Source organism: Pseudomonas sp. NC02 (assembly GCF_002874965.1).
In the GTDB taxonomy this organism is placed as follows: domain Bacteria; phylum Pseudomonadota; class Gammaproteobacteria; order Pseudomonadales; family Pseudomonadaceae; genus Aquipseudomonas.
In genome coordinates this window covers 1,614,353-1,634,703 of record NZ_CP025624.1, presented here as the reverse complement: position 1 = coordinate 1,634,703, position 20,351 = coordinate 1,614,353, and the positions used below count along the sequence as shown (strand labels likewise).

Annotated in this window: 19 protein-coding genes; 7 read left to right on the top strand and 12 right to left on the bottom strand. The window is 61.5% G+C overall.

What is annotated here, in order from left to right:
• Nucleotides 1-11: 11 nt before the first annotated feature.
• From C0058_RS07640 to C0058_RS07615, 6 genes are all read right to left on the bottom strand, one after another.
• The gene (locus C0058_RS07640) at nt 12-3,398 is read right to left on the bottom strand and encodes a hypothetical protein (protein WP_256579561.1); all 3,387 of its coding nucleotides are present in this window, start codon (nt 3,396-3,398) and stop codon (nt 12-14) included.
• Between the two features lie 209 nt (nt 3,399-3,607).
• A complete protein-coding gene (locus C0058_RS07635) occupies nt 3,608-4,540 on the bottom strand; it encodes a D-2-hydroxyacid dehydrogenase (protein WP_003210668.1) in 933 nt (310 codons plus the stop codon).
• Between the two features lie 117 nt (nt 4,541-4,657).
• Nucleotides 4,658-4,951: a YcgL domain-containing protein gene (locus C0058_RS07630; protein WP_003210667.1), complete on the bottom strand. Its 294-nt coding sequence runs from the start codon at nt 4,949-4,951 to the stop codon at nt 4,658-4,660.
• Nucleotides 4,948-6,081, bottom strand: a complete 1,134-nt coding sequence (gene rnd, locus C0058_RS07625; protein ID WP_003210666.1) for a ribonuclease D — start codon at nt 6,079-6,081, stop codon at nt 4,948-4,950. Before rnd ends, C0058_RS07630 begins: the two co-directional genes overlap by 4 nt.
• Before the next feature lie 122 nt (nt 6,082-6,203).
• A complete protein-coding gene (locus C0058_RS07620; RefSeq protein ID WP_003210665.1) occupies nt 6,204-6,854 on the bottom strand; it encodes a class I SAM-dependent methyltransferase in 651 nt (216 codons plus the stop codon).
• 145 nt (nt 6,855-6,999) lie between these two features.
• The gene (locus C0058_RS07615; protein WP_003210664.1) at nt 7,000-8,373 is read right to left on the bottom strand and encodes a glutamine synthetase family protein; all 1,374 of its coding nucleotides are present in this window, start codon (nt 8,371-8,373) and stop codon (nt 7,000-7,002) included.
• A gap of 387 nt (nt 8,374-8,760) precedes the next feature.
• On the opposite strand from C0058_RS07615, the gene C0058_RS07605 reads away from it, so the two are divergent.
• Nucleotides 8,761-9,537 (top strand): transporter substrate-binding domain-containing protein, encoded by a 777-nt coding sequence (locus tag C0058_RS07605; RefSeq protein ID WP_087692574.1) that lies wholly within the window; start codon nt 8,761-8,763, stop codon nt 9,535-9,537.
• Here C0058_RS07605 and cynR read toward each other — a convergent pair.
• Nucleotides 9,512-10,378, bottom strand: a complete 867-nt coding sequence (cynR, locus tag C0058_RS07600) for a transcriptional regulator CynR (RefSeq protein WP_003210662.1) — start codon at nt 10,376-10,378, stop codon at nt 9,512-9,514. The two genes, C0058_RS07605 and cynR, sit on opposite strands and share 26 nt — an antisense overlap.
• Nucleotides 10,379-10,490: 112 nt before the next feature.
• Here cynR and C0058_RS07595 point away from each other — a divergent pair, with 112 nt between their 5' ends.
• Genes C0058_RS07595 through C0058_RS07585 form a run of 3 tightly spaced genes read left to right on the top strand, consistent with a single transcriptional unit; the run spans nt 10,491 to nt 12,527 of the window.
• Nucleotides 10,491-11,132 carry a carbonic anhydrase gene (locus tag C0058_RS07595; protein WP_003210660.1) on the top strand — a complete coding sequence of 214 codons (642 nt, stop codon included), beginning with the start codon at nt 10,491-10,493 and terminating at the stop codon, nt 11,130-11,132.
• A 29-nt stretch (nt 11,133-11,161) separates the two neighbouring features.
• The gene (gene cynS, locus C0058_RS07590; protein WP_003210659.1) at nt 11,162-11,632 is read left to right on the top strand and encodes a cyanase; all 471 of its coding nucleotides are present in this window, start codon (nt 11,162-11,164) and stop codon (nt 11,630-11,632) included.
• A gap of 55 nt (nt 11,633-11,687) precedes the next feature.
• Nucleotides 11,688-12,527: a cache domain-containing protein gene (locus C0058_RS07585; RefSeq protein ID WP_102368316.1), complete on the top strand. Its 840-nt coding sequence runs from the start codon at nt 11,688-11,690 to the stop codon at nt 12,525-12,527.
• Between the two features lie 144 nt (nt 12,528-12,671).
• Here the strand turns inward: C0058_RS07585 and C0058_RS07575 are convergent, their stop codons facing one another.
• Nucleotides 12,672-14,183: an MDR family MFS transporter gene (locus tag C0058_RS07575; protein WP_008437917.1), complete on the bottom strand. Its 1,512-nt coding sequence runs from the start codon at nt 14,181-14,183 to the stop codon at nt 12,672-12,674.
• A gap of 74 nt (nt 14,184-14,257) precedes the next feature.
• Nucleotides 14,258-15,442, bottom strand: a complete 1,185-nt coding sequence (pobA, locus tag C0058_RS07570; protein ID WP_174717795.1) for a 4-hydroxybenzoate 3-monooxygenase — start codon at nt 15,440-15,442, stop codon at nt 14,258-14,260.
• Between the two features lie 189 nt (nt 15,443-15,631).
• On the opposite strand from pobA, the gene C0058_RS07565 reads away from it, so the two are divergent.
• On the top strand, nt 15,632-16,528 hold the full coding sequence (locus C0058_RS07565; RefSeq protein WP_102368313.1) for a helix-turn-helix domain-containing protein: 897 nt from the start codon (nt 15,632-15,634) through the stop codon (nt 16,526-16,528).
• On the opposite strand, the gene C0058_RS32755 is transcribed toward C0058_RS07565, so the two are convergent.
• Nucleotides 16,512-16,688 (bottom strand): hypothetical protein, encoded by a 177-nt coding sequence (locus C0058_RS32755; RefSeq protein WP_162835184.1) that lies wholly within the window; start codon nt 16,686-16,688, stop codon nt 16,512-16,514. The two genes, C0058_RS07565 and C0058_RS32755, sit on opposite strands and share 17 nt — an antisense overlap.
• A gap of 100 nt (nt 16,689-16,788) precedes the next feature.
• Nucleotides 16,789-17,694, bottom strand: a complete 906-nt coding sequence (locus C0058_RS07555; protein ID WP_003210653.1) for a LysR family transcriptional regulator — start codon at nt 17,692-17,694, stop codon at nt 16,789-16,791.
• Nucleotides 17,695-17,798: 104 nt separating this feature from the next.
• Between C0058_RS07555 and C0058_RS07550 the strand changes: the two genes are divergently transcribed.
• Both C0058_RS07550 and C0058_RS07545 read left to right on the top strand, forming a co-directional pair.
• Nucleotides 17,799-18,671: an MBL fold metallo-hydrolase gene (locus C0058_RS07550; RefSeq protein WP_102368312.1), complete on the top strand. Its 873-nt coding sequence runs from the start codon at nt 17,799-17,801 to the stop codon at nt 18,669-18,671.
• Nucleotides 18,672-18,705: 34 nt separating this feature from the next.
• Nucleotides 18,706-19,320 carry an NAD(P)-dependent oxidoreductase gene (locus tag C0058_RS07545; protein WP_102368311.1) on the top strand — a complete coding sequence of 205 codons (615 nt, stop codon included), beginning with the start codon at nt 18,706-18,708 and terminating at the stop codon, nt 19,318-19,320.
• A gap of 118 nt (nt 19,321-19,438) precedes the next feature.
• Here the strand turns inward: C0058_RS07545 and C0058_RS07540 are convergent, their stop codons facing one another.
• On the bottom strand, nt 19,439-20,317 hold the full coding sequence (locus tag C0058_RS07540) for a LysR substrate-binding domain-containing protein (RefSeq protein ID WP_008437911.1): 879 nt from the start codon (nt 20,315-20,317) through the stop codon (nt 19,439-19,441).
• Between the last annotated feature and the right edge of the window lie 34 nt (nt 20,318-20,351).

The window sequence follows — 20,351 nt, the reverse complement described above, 5'->3', positions numbered from 1 at the left end:
CACAAGTGCAGCTACGCCTTGGCGATCAGCGCGTAATAGGCCCTGCGCAGCTCGTCTCGATCACGCTTGTACATATTGGCGAGAAACGGTGTCATGTCTTCAAGACCGTTTGCGTTCAAGTCCACTGGATAGATTTTATTATCCCTCGCTGAATACAGGAAATTACTTAACTGCAGATCGTTGTGGTAAAGATTTTTCTGTTCCATGCGCCGAAATGCGTCATCCAGTAAAAGCCTGGCCTCTGGGGGCAAACTTCCCCTTGCTAGGGTATTTACATCCACCCCGTCCAGCTTGCCCATTTTCAAATAACGGCGACCATTTTCAAATATCGTGGTTGCAAAGCCGTCACCGTAATAGCTGTTCAGGCACAGGGTCTCGTTATCGACAAAGTCGTCGGCAGAAGTCATGGATGAAGGGCCATAGTCCTTATAGACACTTTTCCCGTCGAGACTGTCGTAGATCGTCCCCTCACCGCCCCCGCCAATTTCCGGCCCCAGGTCTGATGCCACAGAGGGCCGGTTACCGCCGCGTGCCCCCAGGCGCTGCCATTGGTCCCCCTGAAGGTGCTGCACCAGCAGCGGCGTTTGCCGGTTGTTGTGATAAATCTGCGCCTGTACGGCACCGTCGGCGGTGCGAGTCACTTGCCGCACTTCGTAGACCGCAGTGTTGCCGGCAGTATCGGTATGGCGGATGTGGGACAAGTGACCGTCCGCCGCCACATAGATCCCCTGACTGTTGCGCGCAAGCCCGGCTATTTTCGATTCGGCCACGCTGTAATCGCCAAGCAACCGGTTGTTCAGGGCGCTGCCCGGCTCGGCAGGCGTGGTGATGATCGCCCCATCCATCGCACTCGTTTTTGCGGTGAAGCCTTCAAGAGGGCTGCCGTAAGGCCGCATCCTGTCCACATCAAACGCATACCATCGACCGTTCTGGAGTACCGCGCCTCCATCAACGCTTTGCCCGGCGACCTTGAAGGTACCCGTCGCTGCTGCGTCATAGTGTTTACTGGCAGCCTTCAACAGGTCATAGCTGCCGCTCGCGCCCCTGAGCTTGTTGACCACCTCTGCACCCGTGGCGCGTACAAAGTTGGCGCCTTTGCCCAGCAATCGGGCACCGCCCGCGACCAGTTCGCTGAAGCCATCCAATGGGTTGAATGCTTGAATGGCAGCCACACCGATGACTTTTGCCACTTGAATGGCCTTGGCGGCGGCGCTCGCGACCTTGGCTCCCGCCTTCGTGACTTTCGCCGCCACACCCGCGCCCGCCGTGACAAAACCAAAGACATCCAGCGCCAGGTCACTGGCCCCTTCCAGGTGGTTGCCCCTGGAAAAATTCACGATGGCTGACCTGAGCGGAATCAGGTCAAGAAAAAAGTGGGTGACGTTCCACTCGGTTGCCATTTGTTTATCGAACGAGGTGACACCCCGGGCATAGGTTTTTATGTCATCACTGTCGAGATCAAGATGCTCAACAAAAGCATCGGCGATGTGCAGGGTTCGCGCACTGGAAAAACTGGGGGGCGGCGTTGACAAGCCGTCCTGGCTCTTTTGGCCAAGGGCAGCCTCGCTCACGGTCTTGGGCTTGAAGGGCTCCGTCTTGAACTCCTTGTTGGCCTGCCGCTCGCGTTTTGTTGTTAACTCCGAGGTCGGCACCGACTTGATTGCACCTGCGTTCAAATCAATTTCATAAACAGTGTTGCCATTCCTTCCGGTGGCCTTGACCCACAGTTTGTTTTCCGCGCCCTGTCGTTTTTTAGAGGTGAAGTCGAGGCCCAGTTCATAAGTGTTTTTCTGAAAAAACTCGAGCTTTGCAAACTCCAGGTTTTCCCGGTCGACCAAGGGCAGTGTTGCGACAAGGTGCCTGATGACGCGGCGAACCCCTTGCTGGCGAGAAGTGATTGCTTGTTCAAATTCTTCGTTGAAGATTTTGTTCACGCTGAAATCCAGGCTCTTGCCTTTGATTGCCTCGGCAATGCTCGAGTCCCTGGTTTCCCATGGGTATTGGCCAAGTCCGCTCATGGCGATGTCCAACAACGAGAAAAGCCCGCCGGGCGCCCGGTTCGGATCATAAAGTGGTTGGGCTGACGGTTGTTTCGAGTCAACGACCTTCAGTCGTTTCTCTTCAAAAGGTACGTGTTCGCCAAACCGCTCCTTCAAATGGGCCAACGCAATGTCTTTACGGCTTGGAATCTCGGCTTCCAACAAACCGGTAGCCGCAAGCGTCGACTTCAGTTGTGCGTTGAATGCCGTCCTTGCACGGTCTATCTCATCGTCGCTGTAACGATCACCTGGCTGGCATGTGACGACCCCGTTGACCACGGCCCAGTCCACCAATGCCGCCTTTTGTGCATGTTCGGCGGCGGCTCGATTCGTCAGGATCGCGTTTTCCGCGCTGGACATGACTTGGGCAAAGGTCATGTGCGCCACCTTTCCGGGGAACTGCGCCTCTATGGCCGCCGCTGCGACCGCGAGGCTTACCCAGGCAGGGCTGCCGTAGGTCACGCGGTCGGGGATGTCCTTGATCAAAAACTCGGGCGCCTTTCGTGCCAGTAACAAATAGGCGCCGGCCTTGGCCATCTCGGGACTGGTCTGGTGATTTTCGTGCAGGAAAGTGCTCAGGCGCTCGAGCACTGCCGAAGCCGGCCTGCCCCAATGGGCCTGTTGCGCGAGGTCGAAACCTGCCACACGGTTTCGGTGCGGCGCCGTAATGGACTCGGGATCCAGCAGCAGGTGGATTGCGCTCAGTGCGTATTCGTTCACGCTGGTCTCGGAGGCGGCGCCCCCAAGCTGGTCCTGTATGGCTTGCCCCAGTGCCTGCCCGCGGGTGGAGCTGACGAGGGTTTCGAGTGCCTTGGCAGGATCAGCCAATGCCTCGCCCGACAACGGCTGGTTCGCGTTCAGATATTCCAGTACACCCACGCTTGCGCCGATGTGCGGTGCATTGGGGTTCTGGCTGCCATGGTCGGTAGCCGCCGCCAGTACCCTGCGTTGTTCAGCGGCGCTCATGGGAACAGGCCAGGACAACCCGCCGCCAAAATTGCCGAGCGGATGCTCCAGTGCCCTGTCACTCACCGCGTGGGCATGACCGGTCAGCTGAAAATGATTGGTGGGCAACCCCAAGCCGATACTTCCGAGAAAGGTCTCTACCGTCGCCGCTTTACCCGCCTGGGTCGGGTAGGACGAGTCGGGGTGTATTTGCATCGGTGTCGTTTGCAGCGCGGCCAGCACCGCTTGAGGACTGGCATTCACGCCAAGACGGCTGGCGATTTCGTTGAGCTTCTGGCCCAGTGTCCGCAGATTCTCGCGGTCGCCCAACGCCGCGGTGAGACCGGATTGCCGGGGGACTGGGGCGAGGGCCTGCGTATTGAGATCGGCCGTAGCACCCAGAGCAGAGGGCAATAGAGGGAGCGCCGCCGGCTCGGTAGAAAGCAGGGAAAGTTGCGAAGTTACCCGTGGAGGGAGAGACACAGTGCCAGCATTCAACATGAGAATGTACCCATCTGGAGAGGGGTACGAGCCTCACATACGGCCTGCGAAACGAACATCTGATTAGTGTTTGCAGAAATTTGTAAGCGCCCGGCAACACGCGTTGCCGGGCCTTCGCGCTGTCAGTAACCGCGCTCGAAACTCACTTCGCCGCGCAACGTTTCCTGCGCCTGGTACGCGCGCAAATTCTCGACAAATAATTGCACCATCATCCCCGGCGAAGTCGGCGCCGAGCTGTGCCCGGTCAGCAGCAACCCCCAGGCGGTCCAGAACGGATGGCGCTGTGGCAATGGTTCCTGACGGCAAACGTCAATCACCGCGCCGGCCAGATGGCCTTCCTTCAACGCTTCCACCAGGTCCGCATCGACCACCGCCACACCGCGCCCGACATTGATGAACAACCCGGTCGGCTTGAACTGCTTGAACAGCGCCGCATTGTACAAATCGTGGGTATTCGGCGTGTTGGGCAGCAGGTTGACCACGTAGTCCACCTCACCCACCAGGCGCGGCAACGCGTCGAGTCCGGCAACTTCGACAAACGGCGCCTGCTCACGGGCCTCACTGGCAATGCCGTACAGCTCAACGCCAAACGGCTGCAGGAATTGCGCAACGCTGCGGCCGATATCACCGGTACCGACGATCAGCACTTTGCGCCCCGCCAGGCTCTGGCCCATGCGGTTATCCCACTTGCGCTCGACCTGGCTGACCAGCCGCGCCAGCACTTCACGCTCATGGCCAAGCATGTAAGTCAGCACGTATTCGGCCATCACCTGGCCAAAAATGCCCACGGCGCGGGTCAGGCGGTAATCCCGCGGCAGGCCGTCGGCCAGCAGCGGCGTAATGCCGGCCCAGGTGGATTGCAGCCATTGTGGCTGGTGCCCCTGGCGCAGCAAGGTGGCCAGAAGATCCGGCTGGCCCAGCCACACCGGGCAATCGGCCGCCAGGCGCGACAATTCGGCGGAGTCGCCGCTGGTCATGACCTCAAGGTCCGGCGCCGCTTCGCGCAGCAGCCGGGCGTACAGCGGGTGATCGTGTTCAGCAATCAGAACGCGCATGGTTCAAACCTTTCAAAAACACTGCAGGCGGCCGCCGGTCCAGTTCACTGTACCGTGCGGCCGCCGCCAAAAATTGAATTCCATTGATGAATGTGCCCCGGACGGGGCACTGACCGATCACATCGGGTCATTGCGTCGCAGCAGCTCTTCGGGCAAGTGTTCGATGTACTCGTCCTCGGCCGGCGGCATTTGCAGGTGGTAACCCTGCTTTTCGAGGTTCTCCAGAACCACGGTGATGTCCTCGCGGGACAGCTTGCGCTCCGGGCTCAGCACCAGGTCGAAGGCGTGGTGCGGCTTGCCGAAGGCGGCCAGCAGACTTTCCGGCACACGCTCCAGTGCATCGCTTTTCAGCACGTAGAGGTACATCTCGTTTCGTTTGAGGCTGCGATAGATGGAGCAAATACGTTTCAAGGCTGTTCTCCGGCAGTGGCCAGGCTGTCCAGCAGCGCCTGGCCCATCAGTTCGCGGCGCCAGCCACGCAGCGAATCTGGCAATTGGTAAGGCCCCTCGGGGTAGCCGCTCTTGACCAGGGCTTCAAGGGTTTTCTTGCGCAGCATCAGTTCCGGCGCCATGTCCAGGCGTTCGGCCTCGGCCTGGCCCAGGGCGCGTAGTTGCTTGATCAGCGTGGCGGCGTCCACCGGCAATGGCTCGGCAACCGCCGGTGGCCACTGGTCCATGGGCACGCTGCCGGCGCGCTTGATCAGGCCCAGCAGGAACTCGCCGTCCTGGCGCACGGTGCGCGGGTGCATGTCTTCGATCTTGCCCAGCGCGGCGAGGTTATCCGGCTGGGATTTGGCCAGGGGCCATAACGAGTGCTCACGGATGATCCGGTTGCGCGGCAGGTCACGGGCACGGGCTTGCTGTTCGCGCCAGGCGCACAGTTCGCGCAATACGGCGAGCTGGGCACGGGAGAGTTTCCAGGCGAGCTTGGCGTCGCGGTAAACCTCGTACGGGTCGACTTCGCGGCGCAGGTTGGCCACCAGTTCGGCACCGTCTTCCAGGACCCAGGCGTATTTGTCGTCGGAAAGCTTCGGCCGCAGGCGTGTGTAGACTTCTGCCAGGTGCACCGCGTCTTCGGCGGCGTAGCTGATTTGCGTCTCGGACAATGGCCGCTGCAACCAGTCGGAGCGGGTCTCGCCCTTGGGCAACTCGATATCGAGGACGGCTTGCACCAACCGCGAATAGCCCATGGAGAAACCGAGGTTCAGGTAGGCCGCCGCCAGTTGCGTGTCGAACAACGGCACCGGCAGGCTGCCGGTCAGGCGCAGCAACACTTCCAGGTCTTCGCTGCACGCGTGTACCACCTTGATCACCGCCGGGTTCTCCAGCAAGGCGGCCAGGGGTTGCCAGTTGTCGATGGTCAGGGGGTCGATCAGGTAAGCGCGCACGCCATCACCGATCTGGATCAGCCCGGCAATGGGATAAAAAGTGTCGACCCGCATGAATTCGGTGTCGAGGGCGACGAATGGCAACTGCTGCCATTCGGCGCAGTGCTGGCCGAGGCTATCGTTGTCGCAGATCCAGTGAATATCGATGGCCACACGGCTCTCCCTTGAAGAATGGCGCGCAGTATATATCGCGAAAGGGAGTTGCGAGCATTCGCAGTACAGCATCCGCCATGAAAACTCTTATAGGAGCTGAAGAATAGTCCGACAGTCGGTACTTATCCTCTCTTACGCAGGACATACACCCGCCACATGGCTGAGCCGGGCATGAACTCCTGTTGACCGAGGACCTTGAAACCCGCCAGGCGAAACTCCGCCTCCACTTGCGCCCGGTGGCTGGCAACTGCCGCCGGGCCAGGCTGCAACGCCCGGTAGCCGCTGTCGCTGTTGACCGAGACGATTACCGTGTCGCGGCTTACCCGATGAAACTCACCGAGCAGGGCCAGTCGCCCTTCTGCCGTTGGCACATGGCGAAACAACTCCAGGCAAAAAATGCAGTCCACCGCGTTGGCCGAAAGGCCGATGGAAAATGCCGAGCCCTGGAAGGTCTTGATGCGCTTGAGCAAGCCCGGCGCGTGGTGGGTACGGGCGTGGTCGAGCATGTCCTGGGAATTGTCCGACGCCAGGATCACCCGGTTGCTGTGCTCGGCCAGCACCGGCCAAAAGCGCCCGGAGCCGCACGCCAGGTCGAGAATCAGCCCTGGCTCGCCGGCGATCTTCAGTGCACGGCGCACCAATTGCTCATCGCGCCACAACCCCAGGCGCCGCAACAGCCCCGGCGGACGCGTGTCGGCGCAGACCAGGGCATGCTGCTGGCCAGCGCGTTCGGCAAATTCAATCTCGATGGAAGACGGCGGTTGCGACGGCATCACACGACTCTGTTAATGGATCAGACATTCGCAGCTTAACCACCGTCTCGTGAAAAAAAGGTCGAAGGATTGTTCGCCGTTAATGCAGAACCAGTATCCAGCCCGCTGCCTGTCTGTTAACTGTCTGTGATCAGCGCCTTCATCTTCAGGCCTGGTGCAGATACCAGCGCCAATCCTGCTCGCCCACCTCGCCCATGAACTGACGGTATTCGGCCCGCTTGACCGCCAGGTACACGCCGAGGAATTCGCCGCCGAACGCCTCCCGCGCCCAAACCGAGCCTTCAAGCGCACGCAAGGTGGTCAGCCAATCGGTGGGCAGCAACTCCTTGGCCTGGGCATAACCGTTGCCTTCCACCGGCGCGCCGGGGTCGCGCTGTTCGCGGATGCCCCGGTGGATACCGGCCAGAATCGCGGCCGCCGCGAGGTACGGGTTGGCGTCGGCGCCGCAGATACGGTGTTCGATATGCCGGGAAAACGCCGGCCCGCCGGGCACCCGCAGCGTGACGGTGCGGTTGTCCACGCCCCAGGTCGCGGCCAGCGGCGCGTAGCTGTTGGTCTGGAAGCGTCGATAGGAGTTGGCGTTGGGGCAGAACATCAGCAACGAGTCGAGCAAGGTGCTGAGCATGCCGCCCACCGCGTGGCGCAACAGCGGCGTGCCGTCGGGCGCTTCGCTGGCAAACAGGTTATTGCCGTCGCGGTCGGCCAGGCTGACGTGCATGTGCATGCCGGTGCCGGCCAGATCGTCAAACGGCTTGGCCATGAAACACGCGGTCATCCCGTGCTTGTGGGCTACGCCCTTGACCAGGCGCTTGTAACGCACCGCCTCGTCCATGGCTTGCAGGGCATCGCTGCGATGTTCCAGGGTGATTTCCACCTGGCCCGGGGCGTATTCGGAAATCGCCGTGCGCGCCGGGATGCCCTGGAGTTTGCAGGCGCTGTAGAGGTCGGCGAGGAACGGTTCGATCTGCTCCAGCTCCCGCAGGCCGTAGACCTGGGTCGAGCGCGGGCGCCCGCCGTCGACATCCCGCGCCGGTTGCGGGCGGCCGTTGCTGTCGGGTTTCTGGTCGAGCAAATAGAACTCCAGCTCCGCCGCCATCACCGGGTAATAGCCGTCGGCCTTGAGGTCGTCAATCACCCTGGCCAGCAGGTGCCGGGGATCGGCCACGGTAGCGGGCATGCCTTCGGTGGGGTGCATGCTGACTTGCACTGCTGCCGTCGGGATCAGGCGCCACGGCATGCGCTGCAAACTGCCGCTGACCGGGTAGGCGCGGCAGTCGATATCACCGACTTCCCAGACCAGCCCGGAGTTCTCCACGTCGTCGCCATTGATGGTCAGGCCGAGGATGGTACTCGGCAGCGGCCGGCCACTTTCATAGACCGCCAGCAGTTCATCGCGGTGCAGCAGTTTGCCGCGAGGCACACCGTTGTTGTCGAGGATGAACAGCTCGAACATCTCGATATCCGGGTTCTGCTCAAGAAAGGACTGGGCTTCGTGCAGGGTGGCAAAGGGCGTGCTCATGGGCATTCTCATACGTTCGCGTCAGGCAGGCGCGCGGGCGCTGCCGGGCAGATGCGCGGGGCATCCATTCGGGCAAATCAACGTAGGAGAAAGGTGTCCGGTGGGCGCGCGTGGCGGCAGTGCCAGAGCGCCCAGAAGGCGAGTTCGGAAGGGAGGGCATCAGCGGTGACTCGACGACCATCCGGACGGCTGGACGCGGTGGCGCCTGGCGATGTCTCAGGGTGTGTGTCGGGGGAACCGTCCATGCGGGATTCACAGTAAGGAGATGCCGGGCAGCCTCACACGCGAGGTTAAGCCGTTAAATCCAGTCTTGATGGAGTTTGGTTGTGCCGTGGCTAAACATTTGCAAATAATGGCGGCCCTGCCCATGCCCAAGGACCCGACCGCATGAAAGCATTGCTGACCCTTTCCCTGCTGGCCGGCCTGTCTGCCCAGGCCCTGGCCGACAGCCCTGCGTCGCGTCTGGATGAAGTGCTCCAGCGCGGCGAAATGAGCGTCTGTACCACCGGCGACTACAAGCCCTACAGCTATTTACGCCCGGACGGCAGCTACGAAGGCATCGACATTTCGATGGCCCAGTCCCTGGCCAAGAGCCTTGCGGTGCAGGTGAAGTGGGTGCCGACCACCTGGAAAACCCTGATGCCGGACTTCCTGGCCCAGCGCTGTGATATTGCGGTGGGTGGTATTTCAGTGTCCCTGGAGCGGCAGAAAAAGGCGTTTTTCAGCCAACCATTGGGCGTCGACGGCAAGATCCCGCTGGTGCGTTGCGCCGATGTGCAGCGCTATCAGACGGTGGAGCAGATCAACCAGCCGCAGGTACGCGTGATCGAGCCTGCGGGCGGCACCAATGAAGTATTTGCGCGGGCGCATTTGGGCAAGGCACAACTGACGCTGTTCCCGGATAACGTGACGATTTTCGAGGAACTGCTGGCGAACAAGGCGGACGTGATGATCACCGACGCCAGCGAGGCGCGGTATCAGCAGAAGCTCAAGCCGGGACTGTGCGCGGTGAATCCCGAGCGGTACATGCAGTACAGCGAAAAAGCGTTCCTGCTGCCCCGCGATGATGTCGCATGGAAGAGTTACGTGGACCAGTGGCTGCACTTGAGCACGGTGACCGGCGTGTACGACGGCATCATCAATCAGTGGCTGGCTGCGCCCTGACCAGCTCGACAAACGCCCTGCACGCCGCACTGCGATAGCCTCCCTTGCGGCTGAGCAACGCCGCCGTGCGTTGCGGCAACGGCGGGCTCAGCGGCACCGCCTGCAACCCCGGCTGCACCTGGGCAATCGCGCTGGGCAGGATGGTCGCCAACTGCGTATTTCGTACGATTTCGATAATCGCGCTGATGGAATTGGCCTCCATGGTAATCAGCGGTTTCACCGCCTGGCTGCGAAAATACTCATCGATATAGCGACGCGTGGCGAAGCCGGCATTCAGCAGCACCAACGGCTGCTGGAGCCACGACTGTCGATCAATGCCGGGATGACCGGCGCTCACCACTACGCTCAACGCCTCGACAAACACCCCTTCACACTCGATATCCGGCAAATGCTCGCCGGTAAAACCGATGCCGATATCCAGCAAATCCTCCGTCAGTGCCGCCTCCATGCGGTCCTGGGTCAGCTCCTCGACACTCACTGTAATCCCCGGATACAGCCCGTTAAATCGCGCCAGCAGCGGCCCGATCAGGTAGGCGGTAAATGTCGGCGTCATCGCCAGGCGCAAGCTGCCACGGCTCAGGTCCTGCACGTCATGCATGGCGCGGGTGCCGGCCTGCAGATCCTGCAAGGCCAGGCGCGCAAACCGCACATAGGCCTCGCCTGCATCGGTCAGGCTGACGCTTCTGCCGGAACGGTCCAGCAGTGGCGCACCGAGAGTGTCTTCCAGTTGCCGGATCTGCTGCGACAAGGTCGGCTGCGACACATGCAGCGCCTCCGCCGCCCGGGTGAAATTACGGTGCTCGGCAACGGCCAGCAGGTAGCGGATATGACGCAGCAACATGGAAGGCGCTCCAACTATAGGCATGACTTATAGAAACCATAATAAGCCGGTCTTGGACGCTATAGCTGAAAACTTCCATCCTTGCCCCATCAGCGACGCAAGGAGAACCACCATGCAAGATCTCATCGACGGCTTCCGCAAGTTCCAGGGTGAAGCCTTCACTCAACGCAGCGACCTGTTCAAACACCTGGCTACCACGCAAAACCCCGGCACGTTGTTCGTGTCCTGTTCCGACAGCCGCGTAGTCCCGGAACTGCTGACCCAGCAGGAACCCGGTGACCTGTTTGTGATCCGTAACGCCGGCAACATCGTCCCGTCCTACGGGCCGGAGCCTGGCGGCGTGTCGGCCACCGTCGAATACGCAGTAGCCGTTCTCGGCGTCAGCGACATCGTGATCTGCGGCCACTCCGACTGCGGTGCCATGACCGCGATCTCCACCTGCAAATGCCTCGACCACTTGCCCGCCGTGGCCAACTGGCTGCGCCACGCCGAGTCGGCCAAGGTGATCAATGCCGCCCGCACTCACGCATCGGATGCCGACCGGCTGAACTCGCTGGTACGGGAAAACGTGGTCGCCCAACTGGCCAACCTCAAGACCCACCCTTCCGTGGCCCTGGCCCTGGAACAAGGCCGGCTGAGCCTGCACGGCTGGGTCTACGACATCGAAAGCGGCGCCATCGACGCCCTGGATGGCCGCAGCGGGCGCTTCGTGTCGCTGCTCGACCACCCGGCCACCCGTGCCCACGCCGCCTGAACCTTATTCAAACCCAAGAGGACATCACCATGTTGCAATCCCAATTCGCCCAATCCCCACGCCTGGCCCTGGCCGACACCGTCATCGACATCAAGGCGCGCAAGAACCTGTCATGGCAGGACCTCACCGACGGCACCGGCCTGAGCCTGGCGTTCGTCACCGCCGCCCTGCTCGGCCAGCATCCGCTGCCCAAGGACGCTGCCGATGTGGTCTGCGACAAGCTTGGCCTCGACCAGGACGCCAGCCGCCTGCTGCAAACCGTGCCCCTGCGCGGCAGCTTCCCGGGCGGCGTGCCGACGGACCCGACCATGTACCGTTTCTATGAAATGCTGCAGGTCTACGGTTCGACCCTCAAGGCCCTGGTGCACGAACAATTTGGCGACGGCATCATCAGCGCGATCAACTTCAAGCTGGACATCAAGAAGGTCGAAGACCCGGACGGCGGCTCCCGCGCGGTGATCACCCTGGATGGCAAATACCTGCCGACCAAACCGTTCTGATTTGCCGGCAAACCGTCTACGCTCTTGGCACACCAACAAGATCGAGGGACGGGTAATGAAGGCAATGCTCCGAGCCACCTGGCTGCTGCTGTTATGTGTTGGCCAGGTGCACGCCGCCACCGCTGAGGAGGCGGATGCCCAAGCCGCCAAGGCCTTGCTGGAAAAGGCCTTGGCGTATTACCAGACGAATGGTGACAAGGCTTTTGCGGCGTTCAGCCGCCAGGGTGAATTCGTCGATCAGGACCGTTACGTGTTCGTGGTCAACACCAAGGGCGTGCTGCTGGCGAGTGGCGGGCCCTCTTCTGCGTTGATCGGGCGCGATGTTTCCGAGGTACTGGGGCCGGATTTGAACAAGTCGTTCAAGGAGGCGTTGACGGTGCCGGAAGGCAGTGGCATCCAGCAGGCCGATTACCGGTGGCAGAACTGGAATGACGGCAAGGTGGAACGCAAACATGTGTATTACCAGCGCGTCGGGCAGCGGATTTTGGCCGTTGGCTACTACCTGCCGCGGGCGACGCCGGAACATGCCAGAGCGCTGCGAAACAAAGCCGTCAAGGCGCTGGAGAAAGACCCGGTTGGGACGCTCAATGCGATCAACGCCATGCAGGGTGGTTTTCTACAGGACGATTTGTATGTGTTTGTGGTTGACCTCGACACCCAGCGCTACGTGGCCCATGGCACGACTCCGCGGCTGGTGAATACGGATTTCAGCAAGATCAAGGATCCCGACGGGAAGCCGGTGGGTGAGCCGATCCTGGCGGTCATGGCCGAGCAGGATCAGGGGGAATACAAGTACCGCTGGAAAAATCCGGTGACCGGAAAGGTTGAGAACAAGCATGCGTATTTGCGCAAAACCGGACATTTCATGGTGGCTGTGGGGTATTACAGCCCGTGAAGGTCAGCTATTTAAATGCTGGAACGCAATCGAATGTGGGAGCGGGCTTGCTCGCGAATGCGGTGTATCAGCCAACCTATTTATCAACTGACAGACCGCATTCGCGAGCAAGCCCGCTCCCACATTTAATCTTCATTTTTTCGACTATTTGGCCTTGTCTTCCCGCCCCCGCAACACCCGATTAGGCATGGCAATCGCCGCCGCCAACCCCAACAACGACACCCCGGCACTGACCATCAGCAAATGCCTGAAGGTAATCAACAACTCCCCCCGCAAGGCATCCTGCGCCGGCCCAGGCGCCGCATTCAAGCCATCCAGCAGCACATTCCCCGAACTCCCTTCCGCGACCAGCGCCCCACTGGCCAGGTGCGCAAAACTGGAGTCCTGCAACAACGCCAGCAACAGCGCCGACATGCATGCCACCCCAACCGCACCGCCCAGGGAACGGAACAGGTTGGTGGTGCTGGTCGCCACCCCGATATCCCGCTGCTCCACCGAGTTCTGCGTACCCACCAGGGAAGTCGGAAACTGCATCCCGGCGGCAATCCCGCACAGCAACATAAACAGACTGGTGACCGCCACCGCCTGAGGCGCACTCAACGCCATGCCGAAAATCGCGATCGGGCTCAGGAAGGCGCCAATCAGGATCATCGGTTTATAACGCCCGGTCACCGAGGTCATGCGCCCGGCAAAATACGCCCCCATCGGCAAACCCATCGCCAGCGGCAGCAAATGCAAGGCGGCACTGTCGGCACCGGAACCGGTGACGGTCTGGTAGCGCAGCGGCATCAGCACCGTCAGGGAAATCGCCTGGAAACTGGTAAAGAAAATCGTGCACCAGCACAACACCGCGCTGCGGTTGGCAAACAGGTGCATCGGCAACAAGGGCTCCCGCGCCCGACGCTCGTGCCACACAAACACCGTCAACGCCACCACGGCACAGACCAACAGCCCCAGCACTTCATCGTCGCGCCAATGATGGCCCTGGCCGATTTCGGTGATACCCAGCAACAGCGCCGTCAAACCGACGATCATCAGCACAGTGCCGAGGTAGTCGATCACCGGCTTGCGTTGCGGCACCGGCAGCCCCACCAGCGTGCGATGGGCCACCCACCAGGCGCCCGCGCCCAGCGGCAGGTTGATCAGGAACACCCAGCGCCACGACAGGTACTCGGTCATGTAGCCGCCCAACACCGGGCCGGCCACGCTCGCCACCGCGTACATGCTGCTGAAGTAACCCTGGTAGCGCCCGCGCTCACGGGGCGGAATAATGTCGCCGATAATCGCCTGGCTGACCGAAATCATCCCGCCAGCACCGATGCCCTGGAGGATCCGCGCCAGCACCAGTTGCTCCATGCTCTGGGCCATGCCGCAGAACAGCGAAGCAAGGGTGAACAGGCCCATGCCGATCAGCATCATCGGCCGGCGCCCGTACAGGTCGCCGAGCTTGCCGTAGATCGGCACCGCCACGGTCATCGCCACCATGTAGCCGGAGATCACCCAGGCCAGCAGGTTGACGTCATGGAACTGGGCGGAAATCGCCGGCATGGAGACGGCGACGATGGTCTGGTCCAAAGCCCCGAGAAAGATCGCCATCATCAAGGCGACAAGGACACTGCGCACGGCGGGTGTGGCGGGCTGATTGAGGTTGGTCACGGCAGAACCTGCGAGCAAGGGCCCGCGGGAAAAGGAGGCCCACGGGAATGCTCGTCAGTGTACTAGATAGCTGACTATTCGATAGTCTCGTAAGGAAGTCCGACGTAATTTTCTGCAATGGTTTTACGACCGGCTTCGGAGTCGACGAAGTATTCCAGTTCGCTCTGGGCGATGCGCTGGCTGAAGCCGTCTGCCTCAGGAAACTGATGCAGCATCGAGGTCATCCACCAGGAAAACCGTTCGGCCTTCCAGATCCTTCGCAGGCAAATCTGCGAGTACTTCTCCAGCAATTCCACTCGGCCCTCGCGGTACACCTTGAGCAGGATATTGAACAAGGTGCTGACATCGCTGGCCGCCAGGTTCAAACCCTTGGCGCCGGTGGGCGGCACGATGTGGGCGGCGTCGCCCAGCAGGAACAGGCGACCGTACTGCATCGGCTCCACCACAAAACTGCGCAGCGGCGCGATGCTCTTTTCGATGGACGGGCCGGTCACCAGTTGCTCGGTGAGTGAGTTGGGCAAACGGGTTTTCAGTTCATCCCAGAAGCGCTCATCGGACCAGTCGTCCACCGACTCATCGGCCGGCACCTGCAGGTAATAACGGCTGCGGGTCGGTGAACGCATGCTGCACAGGGCAAAGCCACGTTCGTGTTTGGCGTACACCAGTTCATCGTGGATCGGCGGGGTGTCGGCGAGGATGCCCAGCCAGCCAAACGGATAGACCCGTTCAAAGACTTTCAATGCCTCGGTGGGAATCGACTGGCGCGCCACACCGTGAAAACCATCGCAGCCAGCGATGTAGTCGCAGTCCAGCCGGTAATGCTCGCCTTTATGTTCGAAGCTCAGCCACGGCTCCGGGCTTTTCAGATCATGGGGCTGCACGTTGCCGGCTTCATACAACGTTGTCGCGCCGCTGGCCTGGCGCGCGGCCATCAGGTCGCGGGTGACTTCGGTTTGCCCGTAGATCATCACCGTCTTGCCGCCGGTCAGCGTCTTGAGGTCGAGATGGGTCAGTTGCCCATTCAGCGCCAGCTCAAAGCCCTCATGCACCAGGCCTTCGGCATCCATCCGCGCACTCACGCCGGCCTGGCGCAGCAGGTCGACCATGCCTTGTTCCAGCACCCCGGCACGGATGCGCCCTTGCACGTAATCCGGCGTCTGGCGCTCAAGAATCAGGGTTTCGATCCCGGCGTTGTGCAACAGTTGACCGAGCAGCAGCCCCGAGGGACCGGCGCCGATGATGGCGACTTGGGTTTTCAGCGTTTTCATTATTTTTATGGCCCGCAAGCTTCACCCGAACGTATCCGGTGAAAGAGTTGTCATTGAAGGTGTTGCTGGCATTTTTCACTTGAGTGCCCGGCATAAGAAGGTGAAAACTGAGCCCAAAGCTGCGCTTTTCGCCAATTGGGGCGATTACCGCACAACTCTCCCGAAGTATCGGATGAAGCCATGACCAAAACTGCCAGTGCCGCGATTCCAGTGTTCAAACTCTACGGTGAGAGCCAGCAATGGCCGACCCCGGATTTGTTGCACTGTGAAACCATCTCCCGGCGCAGCCGTGAGTACCAGTGGGAAATCCAGCCCCACCGGCATGCGGACCTGTGCCAGTTGCTTTACGTGCACAAAGGCCAGGCACAACTGGAGATCGAGGGGCAGCGCAGCACCCTGAATGAATCGACGCTGCAGGTGCTGCCGCCGTTATGCGTGCATGGCTTTCGCTTTTCCGAAGACGTCGAGGGGTTTGTGGTCACCCTGGCCGCGCCGCTGATGGCGCACCTGCAGGGGCAACTGGGCGCGGCGCTGGATGGCCTGAATGCCCTGGGCAGCTACCCTGCCGGCAACGACAGTGACTACCTCAACAGCCTGTTTGCGCGCCTGCAGGAGGAGTACGCCAGCGACCAACCGGCGCGAGACATGATGATGCACGCCCTGGTCAGCGTACTGCTGGTGTGGATCAGCCGCCAGGCCATCCAGCGTCGCCATCCACGGGCACCGCGGGGCCGCGAATACTTCCGCCGGTTCACCCTGCTGGTAGAGCAACATTATCGCGAGCACCCGAAAATCGAAGACCTGGCCCACAAGCTCGGGATCTCGGTCTCACACCTGAACGGGACGTGTCGGGAGTTGGGCGGGCAGCCCGCGTTGCAGATCATGCACGACCGCCAGTTGCTGGAAGCCAAGCGCCTGCTGACCTACACCAGCATGACCATCAATGAAATGTCGGAGGTGTTGGGCTTTTCCGACCCGACCAACTTCTCACGGCTGTTTCGCCGACGCGTCGGGTTCTCCCCGAAGGCGTTTCGGGAGCAGTTGAAAGCCGACCAGGACGCTAGCGAAGCGAACTGAAGGCAGCCATGTGGCCAACGCATTGACCGTGATTGCAGCTGGAGGCGAACCCCGGCTGCATGCGGGTCTGTTCGACGCGGTAGGCGGCAGTGCCATAGAGCGCGGTGGCGGCGGCGCACAGGGTGAAAATCATCAGGTACTTTCTTGTTTTGATCGACATGATGCTGACCTCTGATCCGATCAAGAAGGTGCTTTGATAAGCATAGGTCAGCTGGGGCAAGTCGCCATTATCGGGCGACATTCAACCTGTTTATGCAGGCTTAGAGACCGACGTCCCACACCGGCTCTTCCGGAAACCTCAATACCAGGAAATCCAGCAGGCTGCGAAGCGCCGCCGGCATATGCTTGCGCGAGGCGTACACCGCGTAGATGTTCATCTGCTGCGGCTCGGCCTCGGGCAACAAGCGGATCAACTCGCCACTGCGGATGTAGTCGCCCGCCTGATAACTCGGCAGCCGCGACACCCCTGCCCCCGCCAGCGTCACCCGCAATAAGGTACTGGCCTCGTTGGCGCTGATATTGCCCTGCACCGGCACCGACACCGGCTCGCCGTTTTCCATGAAGTGCCACAGGCTTTTGCCGAAGTAGGAGTGGGTCAGGCAATTGTGCCGGGCCAGGTCCTGTACCTGCCGCGGTTGCGGATGCTCCAGCAGGTAAGCGGGCGATGCGCAGATCACCGAACGGCACAGCGTGAGGCGGCGGGCGATCAGGTTGGGGTCCAGTTCGAAGCTGGTACGGATCGCCAGGTCGATGCGCTCATCCACCAGGTTCACCGTGCGATCAAGCATCTGCATATCGATGTTGACCAGCGGGTAGCGCTTGACGTATTCGGCCATGGCATCGGCCAGTTGCGCCTGGCCGAACGAGGTGCTGACACTCAGGCGCAGCAGGCCGCGAGGCGCTTCGTCGGGTTCGCTGACGGCGGCCTGCATGTCGCTGCACAACTCCAGCATCTGCCGGCAACGGGGCAGGGTTTCGCTGCCGGCGGCGGTCAGGCTGAGCTTGCGGGTGGTGCGGTGCATCAGGCGCGCGCCGACCCAGTCTTCCAGCTCCGCCAGGTAGCGCGACACCACCGGGCGCGACAGGTCCAGATGGTCGGCTGCCGCCGACTGGCTGCCCAAGTCCACCACCGCGACAAACACGCGCATTGCTTGAAGACGATCCATGATTTGCCCGCTTTTAGAAACAAACTATGTCCAAGCATCGCATTTTTTGTAGCGTTTGGTGCAACTAAGCTCTGTCCACACCTTACCGATGACTGGAGCAGCACATGTTTGGATTCTCCCCGCTCAAGCGCGTGGCCCTGGCCGCCGCCTCCCTGGCCTTCGCCGCGCACGCCATGGCGGCCGACTTGACTCTGGACGCCTACAACCCGGGCGAAACCGCGATGATGCCGGTCACCTCGGTACTGGTCAGCGGCGACAAAGATGCGATCCTGGTGGACGCCCAATTCGGCAAGACCCAGGCCGAGCAACTGGTGCAAAAAATCCGCGCCAGCGGCAAGCGCCTGACGACCATCTACATCAGCCACGGCGACCCGGACTACTACTTCGGCCTCGATACCCTGACCGCCGCCTTCCCCCAGGCCAAAGTCCTGGCACCGCAGCCGGTGGTGGACCATATCAAGGCCACCGTTGAACACAAACTGGCGTTCTGGGGCCCGAAACTGGGCGCGGACAAGCCTGGCAAAGCCGTCATTCCCCAGGTGCTTGAGGGCCACAGCCTGACCCTCGAAGGCAAGCAGTTGGAGGTGATCGGCCTCGACGGCGCACAACCGGACCGCACCTTTGTGTGGATCCCGTCGATCAAGGCGGTGGTCGGTGGTGTAGTCGTCGCGGAAAACATTCATGTGTGGATGGCCGATACGCAGACCGCGAAGTCCCACACCGATTGGCTGGCCACCCTGCAACGTATCCAGGACTTGAAACCGCGCACGGTGATTCCGGGTCACTACCTGGGCACGCCGTCGCTCAAATCCGTGGCGTTCACCGCCGACTACATCAAAGCCTTTGACGAAGAAACCGCCAAGGCCAAGGACTCCGCCGCCCTGATTGCGGCGATGCAAAAGCGTTACCCGAACCTGGGTGACGAGAGCACCCTGGAACTGGGCGCCAAAGTCGCCAAGGGCGAAATGCAGTGGTGAGTTGATTCAACCCTTAACCGTACTGGAGAACGTCATGAGCAAGATCGCAATCATTGGTGCCACCGGTCGTGCCGGTAGCCAACTGCTGGAAGAAGCGCTGCGTCGCGGGCACACCGTCACGGCCATCGCACGTAATACCGACAAGATCGGGGCGCGCCCTGGCGTCACCGCCAAGCAAGTCGATGCGCTGGATGCCCAGGCGCTGGAACAGGCCATCCGCGGCAACGACGTGGTGATCAGTGCGGCGCACTTCGCCACCCTGCCGCCGGAAGCGGTGATCAACCCGGTGAAAAAAGCCGGCGTGAAGCGCCTGCTGGTGGTCGGCGGTGCCGGTTCGCTGTTGTTGCCGGGCGGCAGCCGAGTGATCGACAGCCCGGGCTTCCCCGAGGAATACAAAGCCGAAGCCAGCGCCGGCAGTGTTTTCCTCGATACCCTGCGCCAGGAAAAAGACCTGGACTGGACCTTCCTGTCGCCTTCGGCGGAGTTCGTCGAGACCGCACGCACCGGCACATTCCGCCTGGGCCAGGATGAATTGCTGGTGAGCAGTGAAGGCCGCAGCTGGATCAGCTTTGCCGACTTTGCGATTGCGCTGATTGATGAAGTGGAAACACCGAAGCATTCGCGCCAGCGGTTCACCGTCGGCTACTAAGGCTGACGCGCACTAAAAATGTGGGAGCGGGCTTGCTCGCGAATGCGGTGTGTCAGTCAACAGATGGATTGGCTGACCCGGCGCCTTCGCGAGCAAGTCCCCTCCCACATTTTGATCTTCATTGTGACGGCGACTGTGCCTGGCTCACCAGCCAGTCCATAAGCTGCTCCAACCCCGCCGAGGGCTCAGTGCCCGGCGGGTACACCAGGTAATACCCCATCCCCGTCGGCACCCGTAGTTCAAACGGCGTGGCCAACCGCCCCGCCTTCAGGTCCTCGCCAATCAGCGCGCTGTCGCCAATTGCCACGCCCGAGCCTTGGGACGCCACCGTCATCGCCAGGTCCAGGGTTTCAAAATGATGCCCCTGGGCCAGATTGCTCAAGCGTGTATTCGCCGCTTTCAACCACAACGCCCAATCCCGCTCATCCCGCGTAGGGTGCAACAACACCTGTTGCTGCAAATCGGCGGGCGTGTGCAAGCCACCGAGCAAGGCCGGCGCGCACACCGGTGTCAGGCGCTCATCGAACAGATGCCGGGCCTGGGCCGACTGCTCGGCAATCGGCGCGTAGATCACCGCGGCATCGAACTGCTCGCGGCGAAAGTCGACGGTGTAGGCCACGGTGGTGGTCAACTCCACCGGCACATCCGGGCGTTCCTGCTGCCACTGCATCAGGCGCGGCAACAGCCAGCGCATCACGCAGGTGGAGGCCTTGAGCTGCAAGGTCTCGCGGCGGGTGCCGATCTGCTCAACCGCCTCGCCGATCAGGCCGAACACCTGCTGCGCCCGCAGTGACCATTCGCGGCCCTCTTCGGTGAGGCTCAAGCCACGAGCCTGGCGCTGGAACAGCGCATAGCCCAGATGACTTTCCAGCCCGGCGATCTGCCGACTCACCGCGCCCTGGGTGATGTGCAATTGCTCGGCGGCTCGGGTGAAGTTGCAGCACTGGGCCGTGACCCAAAAGGTGTGCAGGGCCGGCAGCGGCGGAAGACGTTTCATAAGGGCGTAGCCATGACGTGAGGACATGGCTAGT

Excerpts from the sequence above, each read along its gene's own strand:
- C0058_RS07635 (WP_003210668.1), bottom strand. The coding sequence starts at position 4,540 with ATGCGCGTTCTGATTGCTGAACACGATCACCCGCTGTACGCCCGGCTG.
- C0058_RS07620 (WP_003210665.1), bottom strand. The coding sequence starts at position 6,854 with ATGCCGTCGCAACCGCCGTCTTCCATCGAGATTGAATTTGCCGAACGC.
- C0058_RS07615 (WP_003210664.1), bottom strand. The coding sequence starts at position 8,373 with ATGAGCACGCCCTTTGCCACCCTGCACGAAGCCCAGTCCTTTCTTGAG.
- C0058_RS07605 (WP_087692574.1), top strand. The coding sequence starts at position 8,761 with ATGAAAGCATTGCTGACCCTTTCCCTGCTGGCCGGCCTGTCTGCCCAG.
- cynR (WP_003210662.1), bottom strand. The coding sequence starts at position 10,378 with ATGTTGCTGCGTCATATCCGCTACCTGCTGGCCGTTGCCGAGCACCGT.
- C0058_RS07595 (WP_003210660.1), top strand. The coding sequence starts at position 10,491 with ATGCAAGATCTCATCGACGGCTTCCGCAAGTTCCAGGGTGAAGCCTTC.
- cynS (WP_003210659.1), top strand. The coding sequence starts at position 11,162 with ATGTTGCAATCCCAATTCGCCCAATCCCCACGCCTGGCCCTGGCCGAC.
- C0058_RS07585 (WP_102368316.1), top strand. The coding sequence starts at position 11,688 with ATGAAGGCAATGCTCCGAGCCACCTGGCTGCTGCTGTTATGTGTTGGC.
- C0058_RS07565 (WP_102368313.1), top strand. The coding sequence starts at position 15,632 with ATGACCAAAACTGCCAGTGCCGCGATTCCAGTGTTCAAACTCTACGGT.
- C0058_RS32755 (WP_162835184.1), bottom strand. The coding sequence starts at position 16,688 with ATGTCGATCAAAACAAGAAAGTACCTGATGATTTTCACCCTGTGCGCC.
- C0058_RS07555 (WP_003210653.1), bottom strand. The coding sequence starts at position 17,694 with ATGGATCGTCTTCAAGCAATGCGCGTGTTTGTCGCGGTGGTGGACTTG.
- C0058_RS07550 (WP_102368312.1), top strand. The coding sequence starts at position 17,799 with ATGTTTGGATTCTCCCCGCTCAAGCGCGTGGCCCTGGCCGCCGCCTCC.
- C0058_RS07545 (WP_102368311.1), top strand. The coding sequence starts at position 18,706 with ATGAGCAAGATCGCAATCATTGGTGCCACCGGTCGTGCCGGTAGCCAA.
- C0058_RS07540 (WP_008437911.1), bottom strand. The coding sequence starts at position 20,317 with ATGAAACGTCTTCCGCCGCTGCCGGCCCTGCACACCTTTTGGGTCACG.